The organism is uncultured Campylobacter sp. (assembly GCF_938031315.1).
In the GTDB taxonomy this organism is placed as follows: domain Bacteria; phylum Campylobacterota; class Campylobacteria; order Campylobacterales; family Campylobacteraceae; genus Campylobacter_B.
The window spans coordinates 1-7718 of sequence record NZ_CALHHT010000128.1; the positions used below are offsets into that span (position 1 = coordinate 1).

Consider the following 7718-nt stretch of genomic DNA (forward strand, 5'->3'; position numbering starts at 1 on the left):
GCATTCTTCTTCCGGAGGTAACGACCGACCCCTGTCAGCGTGCCGCCCGTGCCGATATAGATGAGATAAAATTTTACTTTGCGACTTCTGCGCGAGGCAAAGCTAGACTTAAAAAACGACCGCAAAATTTCATCTCGCAACGCGGCTAAATTTAATGCTCGGCGCAAAATTCGTTCTGCCGAATTAAAATTTACGCGAGCCGCTAGCTTAAAATTTCGCCGTAAATTTAAAATTTATCCGGCGCGGAATTTGCCGATGCGGGATTTTTAGAATTTTAAAATTTTATGCCGCGGGATACGCCCGGCTTTGAAATTTTACGAAGCTAAAATTTAAGCGGTCCGTTAAACGGCTAAATTTTAAAACTGCGGCGGATGTGGGATGGCGGATAGCAAACGACGCGCTGTTTGCAGGCGCCGCAAGCGAGCCGTAAATTTAAAATTTATGCGCGAGGCGCAGTCGTACGCTGTGGATAAAATTTCGCCGCCTATTTAAAGCTCGGCTGGCAAATTTAAGGCTGCAAAATCCGCGCCGCAAAACGGAGCCGAGCTTAAAAGCGTGCATTTAAGCCGCGCGAGAAATCTAAATTTAAAAGCGCACCGAGGCGCAAAAAAGGAAAAAGAATGAAAAATTTACTCACCATCGCCGCTTTGGACATCAAAGAGTCTTTCCGCTCGCGCTGGTTTTTGCTCTATCTGCTGATCTTTAGCGGGCTCGTGGCGGCGTTTTTCATCACGGGGGTGACCGACTCGCGCGTACTCGGCTTTAGCGGGCTTTCGCGGCTGCTGCTGCTGTTTATTCAGATCTGCATCATCATCCTGCCCGTCTTCGTGCTCGTAACCACCAGCAAGGCGATCCTAGCCGATCGTGACCTAAACATCTTAGAATACCTGCTAAGCTTCCCGATCTCGCAGGCGCAGTATTATTACGGCAAGGCGCTGGGAAGGCTATTTGGAGTGTTCGTGCCGATATTTTTGTCGCTGCTGCTTGCGATCGTTTGGGGCGCGATCAAGGGCACGGGCATTCCGTGGGCGATCTGCCTGCTTTATACGGGGCTGCTTTTTAGCTTGTGCGCGGCGTTTTTAGGGATCGCATTTTTGATCTGCGCCGTCTCAAAAAGCCAAGAGATGGGGCTTGGGCTTGCGTTTTTCGTCTGGCTTTTCTGCCTTGCGTTTTTGGATCTCGTGCTGATCGGACTGCTCGCAAAAACGGGCGTGAACGAAAATCTCATTTTCGCAATCGCTCTAGCAAATCCGATGGAGGACTTCCGCATCGCCGCTATCAGCCTGTTTGATCCCGATCTTGCGGTCATCGGCACGACGGCGTATTTTATCCTAGATCACTTCGGGCGCGGGCTTTTCATCGCCTTTTCGCTGCTCTATCCGATCGCTCTGGGCGCGGCGAGCCTCGTTTTGGGCTATTTTATCTTTAGATCAAAGGATTTGGCGTGAAATTTCCACTCATTTTGGCGGCATTTATAGCGCTTTGCGGCGCAGCGGAGATGCAAAATTCCGCGGCTCAGAGCTCTGGCTCGGTACAAAATTTAGGCACGCTCAATAGTACAGACTCCGGTTCTGTGCAGAATTTTAAAAGAGTGCGCAATCTTACGTGGCTTAAAGACGTAAATCTTACCTGCGCCAAATACGGCATCGATACTAGCGCGCACCCTGAATTTCGCGCCTATGCAAGGCTCAAAGACGGCAGCGCGCTAGCGTTTGCTTCGCCCAAGGCGATGTTTGCATATTTTTTCGAGGGTAAAAATTTGAGCGGCAATAACGGCGGGACTTCCGCAGAGGAAAATTTGATGAGCAAAAATCCCGCTAGCGGCAATTTCGGCGAGTCAAATTCCACGAACGCAAATTTCGGCGGTGCAGAGCTTTACGTCACCGATTACGCAAGCGGCGAAATTTTGCGGGCGCAGGACGCGTTTTATGTTTTTGGCAGCGTGCTGCAAAGCGCCAGAGGCGACGATCTCATCACGTTTGCGAGATTGCGCGACGCGCAAGACTTCATGCGCGAGAAAAAGGGGCATAAAATTTTGCAGTTTCACGAAATCTCCGCCAAGCTAATCGATTATCTAAGATGATCGAGCCGCTCGGCGAAATTTAAACTAAGTTATTTAGTATATTTTATTCATAAAATTTTATCTTTTACTTTGATGCGCTATTAAGGGAATTTAAAGCAATTAAAAAATACAATCACGTTAAATTTTATCTATAAGAATTAAATAATGTAGTTTTTAAGTATATTTATTGAGGGCTGCATTCTCGCTTATTTTTAAAATAAATTTTAAGGAGGCAACCATGGCAAACGACAAAATCGCAAAACAAAAAGGCTCACGCAAGAAGGCTGCGACGGATGAAAATTCCGCTGCGAATACGGGAGAAAATTCCGCCGCAAATGCGGTCAAAAGCTCCGCCGCGTCCGTTTTTGATAAAAGCGCAAATATCGCTCAAAATTCCGCTGCAAATTCTACGACTTCCGCCTCGCATACTCGTGACAAAATTTCTAAAAATCGCGCCGCAGGTGAGAATTCCTGCGACGAGTGCGATTGCGAAGCCAGAAATTCCGCGCCGGGCGGCTATGATAGCGCAAGCTCTGCTTCAAGCACCAACTTTACGGCGTGCTCAAGCGCTCAAAGCGTAAGCAACGCTAAAAATTCCGCGATCAACTCTACGACAAATTCCATGGCTGATTCTTTGACAAATTCCATCTCAAATCCTGCGAAGAGCTCAAGCAGCGAAGACCACATCTCTTATTCACACAAGCATAGCGATAGCTCCGCAATCCACTCGCATCTACACGACGAAGATCTTGCGACCCACCCACACGATCAAGAAGAAAACCTCGCAGCTTATTTGCACGAATACGGCGCAAATTCTGCGGCGTCTTCGCATGAGTGCGACGAGAATTCCGCCATCAGCTCGCACGAGCACGACAAACATTGCCATGATCACAAGCCCCACTCTCATCGCGCGATTATCGGATTTGACGAACACGGCATCCCAAAAGTTTTAGTGCCCGCAGAGGCTAGTCCGCACACACATAAAGACGCGCAGGGCAATCTTTTCGAGCATTTTCACGAGGCGGAATTTACGGCGGATTATATGAAGGCGTTGCTTGAATACAAAAAGACCTTCCCCACAAAACAAGAAGTACTTGAGAAAACCCCTGATCCCGCCGTGCGCGAAATGATGCTTAGGATGGAGCAGATCGGCGTAGATACGGCGTTTGATCGCTTTGATAAACAGATGCCTATGTGTAGTTATGGACTTAGCGGGGTATGCTGTAAGATCTGCAATATGGGACCTTGCAAAATCACTAAAAAGGCCGATCGTGGCACTTGCGGTGCGGACGCCGATCTCATCGTGTCGCGCAACTTACTGCGCCAAGTAGCTGCGGGCGTAGCTCAACACGGCGCGCACGCCAGAGAGCTCCTACTGTCGCTAAAATGGGCAGCACAAGGCAAGCTAGATCTACCAATCATAGGTGAATACAAAATCATCAATACCGCCAAAGCCTTTGGAATTCCAACTGAAGGCAGAGAGTTAAAAGAGGTAGCGATCGAGCTTGCCGATACGCTTTTAACAGATCTTTCGCAAAGCAGCGGCGAGTATAAAACCATCACTGCGCTCGCACCCAAGGAGCGTCAAGAGGTATGGCGTAAGCTAGATATCTTGCCAATTAGTGCGTATAACGAAGTCTTTGAGGCATATCACCGAACGGGTGTAGGCACGGATGGAGACTGGCGCAGCGTGATGCAGCATCTTTTGCGCTGTGGGCTTGCTTTTACATTTACTGGCGTAGTAGCTGCAAATATCGCTACGGATGCGCTATTTGGCGTAGGAGATCGCGTAACTTCCAAAAGCAATATGGGCGCGCTTAAAAAAGGCTGGGTCAATATCGCCGTGCACGGACATCTGCCGACATTGGTAAGCCTAATAGTGGAGATCGGAAATTCTAAAGAGTACCAAGACAAGGCTCGCGCAATAGGCGCGCAGGGGATCGCATTTTACGGCGTGTGCTGTTCTGGACTATCGGCGATGTATCGCAACTGGGGCGTCGTGCCGCTCTCAAACGCCGTAACTGCCGAACTCGTCATAGGCACGGGAGCGCTTGATCTGTGGGTCGCCGATGTCCAAGATGTCTATCCTGCGATCATGGACGTGGCTAACTGCTTCCAGACCAAGGTCGTTACCACGAGCTCATCAGCTAGGCTTCCCGGAGCCGAGCATATCGGCTACGATCATCACCATAGTAATATCGCCGAGACTAGGAATTTAGCGCGTAAAATTCTAGATCGCGCATTGCAATCTCACGAAAAGCGCAAGGGGCTGCCGGTATATATCCCGCCGTACGAAGTCGAGGCCGAAGTGGGCTTTTCGGTAGAATTCGTCCATAAGCACTACGGCGGCATGGAGCCGTTAGCGCACGCGCTAAAAAGCGGTGAAATTTTAGGCATCGTAAATATGGTCGGCTGCACCAATCCTAAAGTGCCTTATGAGCGCGCTATCATAGATGTCGCACAAACCCTAATCGAAAATAACGTCCTAATCCTAACCAACGGCTGCGCGTCGTTCCCGCTAATGAAGCTGGGCTTTTGCCAAAAAAGCGCGTATAAAAAAGCGGGCGCGTCGCTGCGGGCGTTTTTAGAAAAAGATGAGCTTCCGCCGGTTTGGCACGTGGGTGAGTGTATCGATAATACCCGCTCCAGCGGAATTTTCGCAGGTATCGCAGGAGTGCTAGGCAAAAATCTCTACGAGCTGCCGCTTGCCTTCACCTCTCCCGAGTGGGCGAACGAAAAGGGCGTCGATGCCTCGCTCGGATTCCGCCTAATGGGCATCGACTCGTATCACTGCGTCGAGTATCAAATCCACGGCTCCGCAAATGTCATACACTTTTTCAAAGAGGGCACCAGGCGGGCGCTTGGCTCTGTGATGCACGTAGATACCGATCCGGTCGCGCTCGCGCTAAAAATGGTAAGCGATATGCGCCTAAAGCGTAAAGCTCTAGGCTGGCAGTAGCGACGGACGGATTCATTTCGCATCGCATTTTAAGCGATGCGAAATTTCATGATAAAATTTAACCTCTTGCGGGCAAATAAAATCCCGCGGCCAAACGGCTAGTAAAATTCTAAGACTAAATGGCTAGCAAAACCGCGATCGAATAAAGATAAAATTTTCGCGCCGCATCCGTTCGTGGAATTTTAAATCAAATCTTCAAATCCTGCATAAAATTTCGCCGCGCGTTGTGTCTACTGCTAAATCGGCAGAATTTAGCCGGGCAAAATTCCGCCATCAGGTTTAAGTCTATCTTTCGCGAAAGGATGAAATTTTAAAATTCCATCTTGGCGTAAATTTCGTAGGCTCTCATCTGAAATCCGCAAGTTAAATTTTGCTAAAAGCCTTATTGCAAAAAGCTGCACGCCATTAAATTCGCCCGCGTATATGAAAGCCGAAATCATAAAAATTTAATATGATATATGCTAAAATGCCACATCTGTTTAAGGATTTAGATGTATAAATCAAAGTCGCTGCAGTCTCTAAGTCATCATCGGTAGGAGATGTCGTGCGAGGCGGAGGCTCTGCTGTCAAGTCCTGCGTTTCGCAGCTTGAGGCGGTGCAGCAAAAGTGCGTCTATGCTGCACCTGCAAACATTTTCGGCTGAGACCGCACGGGCGCGAGGGCGTCACTACAAATCTTGCAGGCGGCTAAAATTTTCATCCGGATCTTTTCTGAAATATTGATCTTGGAGCTATCACGAAAGAATTTTACTGCAAGCCTTTCGCCTACGAGCCGGAAAGCGGAATTTTAAGCGGGTTTCAACGAGGCGAAATTTCAAAGATTAAATTTAAGGCAAAAGATAAAATTTAAAGCAAGGGAAGGTATGAAAAATTTTAAATTTATGCTCGTGCTGCTGATACTGGCGACGATTGCGACGATCGCGATATCGCTTTGTATAGGGCGCTTCGGCCTAAGCATCGCCGAGGTGCTAAAAGCGCTTAGCGGCGGCGAAGTAGCGCAAAACGTCCATAACGTCGTCATGCAGGTGCGCCTGCCGCGTATCATCGCCGCAGTGCTCGTGGGCGCGGCGCTGGGCATCAGCGGCACGGCGTATCAGGGCGTCTTTAAAAACCAGCTCGTCTCGCCCGATCTTTTAGGCGTGAGCGCCGGAGCTTGCGTGGGCGCGGCGATCGCGATCCTGCTTGATCTAAATATCCTTTTGATCCAGCTTTTCGCTTTCGTTTTCGGGCTTGCGGCGGTTTGCATTACGCTTTTGATCACGCGCGCGCTGCGTTCAAGCGCCACCATAATGCTCGTGCTTGCGGGCATCATCGTAAGCGGTCTGATGGGCGCGCTGATCGGATTTTTAAAATTTATGGCAGATCCCGAGACGAAGCTTGCAGACATCGTATATTGGCAGCTAGGAAGCCTCGCGAAAGTAGATCCCTCCGTGCTAGCGATGATAGCGCCGGTGATGGGGGTTTGTATCGTAGTCTTGGTGCTGATGAGCTACCGCATAAACGTCCTATCCATGGGCGATGCGACTGCGGCGAAGCTCGGCGTAAACGTCGTGCTGGAGCGGGGTATCATCATCGTCTGCGCGACGCTGCTAACCGCAAGCAGCGTGTGTATCAGCGGCATAGTCGCGTGGGTGGGGCTTTTGATGCCGCATCTAACGCGCATGATCGTGGGCGTGAGCAACACCAAAGCGATCCCCGCGAGCATATTTTTAAGCGCGATCTTCGTGCTCATCGTAGACGACGTAGCGCGCAGCATAAATCAAAGCGAGATCCCGCTGGGGGTGCTTACGGGCTTCATCGGCACACTATTTTTTATATTCATCCTGCTTAAAAATAAAAGGAAGCTAAATGGTTAGGGTTGAAAGCTTAGACTTCGGCTACGTAAAATCCGCTCCTCTGACGCTGCGCGACGTGAATTTAAACCTCGAAGCGGGCGCGATGCTGACGATTTTGGGTCAAAACGGCGCGGGTAAATCGACGCTTTTAAATTTAATCAGCGGCACGCTTGAGCCTCTGCGCGGTAAAATTTCAATCGACGGCAAGGATATGGCGAGCCTCAGCGCCAAAGGGCGCGCCGAGATCATCGGCTACGTCTCGCAAAGCGAGGTCTGTGAGTACGATTACAGCGTATTCGAATACGTCCTGATGGGGCGCACGGCGCATATCGGGATCTTTTCGCAGCCGAGCGAAAAAGACTACAAGCTAGCGCAGCGCTACATGAAAATGCTTGAAATTTGGCACCTAAAAGATAAGATCATCACGCGCCTAAGCGGCGGCCAGAGGCAGATGGCGTCCATCGCGCGCGCCCTTTGCAGCGAGCCAAAGATCGTGATCTTCGACGAGCCCACCTCGGCGCTGGATTTTGCCAACCAATACAAATTCCTCCGCGCCACGAAGGAGCTTTTAAAAAACGGCTACACCGTCGTTTTGGCCACGCACAATCCGGACTTCGCGCTGCTTTTGGGCGGATACGTCGCGCTCGTAAAAGGCGGCGGCGAGGTCGCATACGGCAAGGCCGAGCAGATCATAAAAAGCGAAATTTTAAGCAAACTATACGATCTGCAGCTCGATGTCAGTTACAACGAAAAGGTCGGTCGCGTCTGCTGCTTGACGTATCCGTTTTGATCTTGACTTCTCGCGGCGGCTAAGCCGCCGCTGCGAGCGGGAGTGCAAGCACTCCCTGCACCCACCTAAAGTT

5 protein-coding genes are annotated in these 7718 nt (G+C 50.1%); all 5 read left to right on the forward strand.

Annotated elements, in window-relative coordinates; all coding sequences use genetic code 11:
• The first annotated feature begins 620 nt into the window (after window positions 1-620).
• Window positions 621-1448 (forward strand): ABC transporter permease subunit, encoded by an 828-nt coding sequence (locus Q0236_RS03610; RefSeq protein WP_291940222.1) that lies wholly within the window; start codon window positions 621-623, stop codon window positions 1446-1448.
• On the forward strand, window positions 1445-2083 hold the full coding sequence (locus Q0236_RS03615; RefSeq protein ID WP_297915229.1) for a nitrous oxide reductase accessory protein NosL: 639 nt from the start codon (window positions 1445-1447) through the stop codon (window positions 2081-2083). The genes Q0236_RS03610 and Q0236_RS03615 overlap by 4 nt, the downstream gene beginning before the upstream one ends.
• Before the next feature lie 217 nt (window positions 2084-2300).
• Entirely contained in the window at window positions 2301-5021 is a 2721-nt protein-coding gene (locus Q0236_RS03620) for a carbon monoxide dehydrogenase (protein ID WP_297915231.1), read from the forward strand.
• An 862-nt stretch (window positions 5022-5883) separates the two neighbouring features.
• A complete protein-coding gene (locus Q0236_RS03625; protein ID WP_297915233.1) occupies window positions 5884-6876 on the forward strand; it encodes an iron ABC transporter permease in 993 nt (330 codons plus the stop codon).
• Window positions 6869-7645, forward strand: coding sequence for an ABC transporter ATP-binding protein (locus tag Q0236_RS03630; RefSeq protein WP_297915234.1), 777 nt, complete (start codon window positions 6869-6871; stop codon window positions 7643-7645). The genes Q0236_RS03625 and Q0236_RS03630 overlap by 8 nt, the downstream gene beginning before the upstream one ends.
• Window positions 7646-7718: the final 73 nt, after the last annotated feature.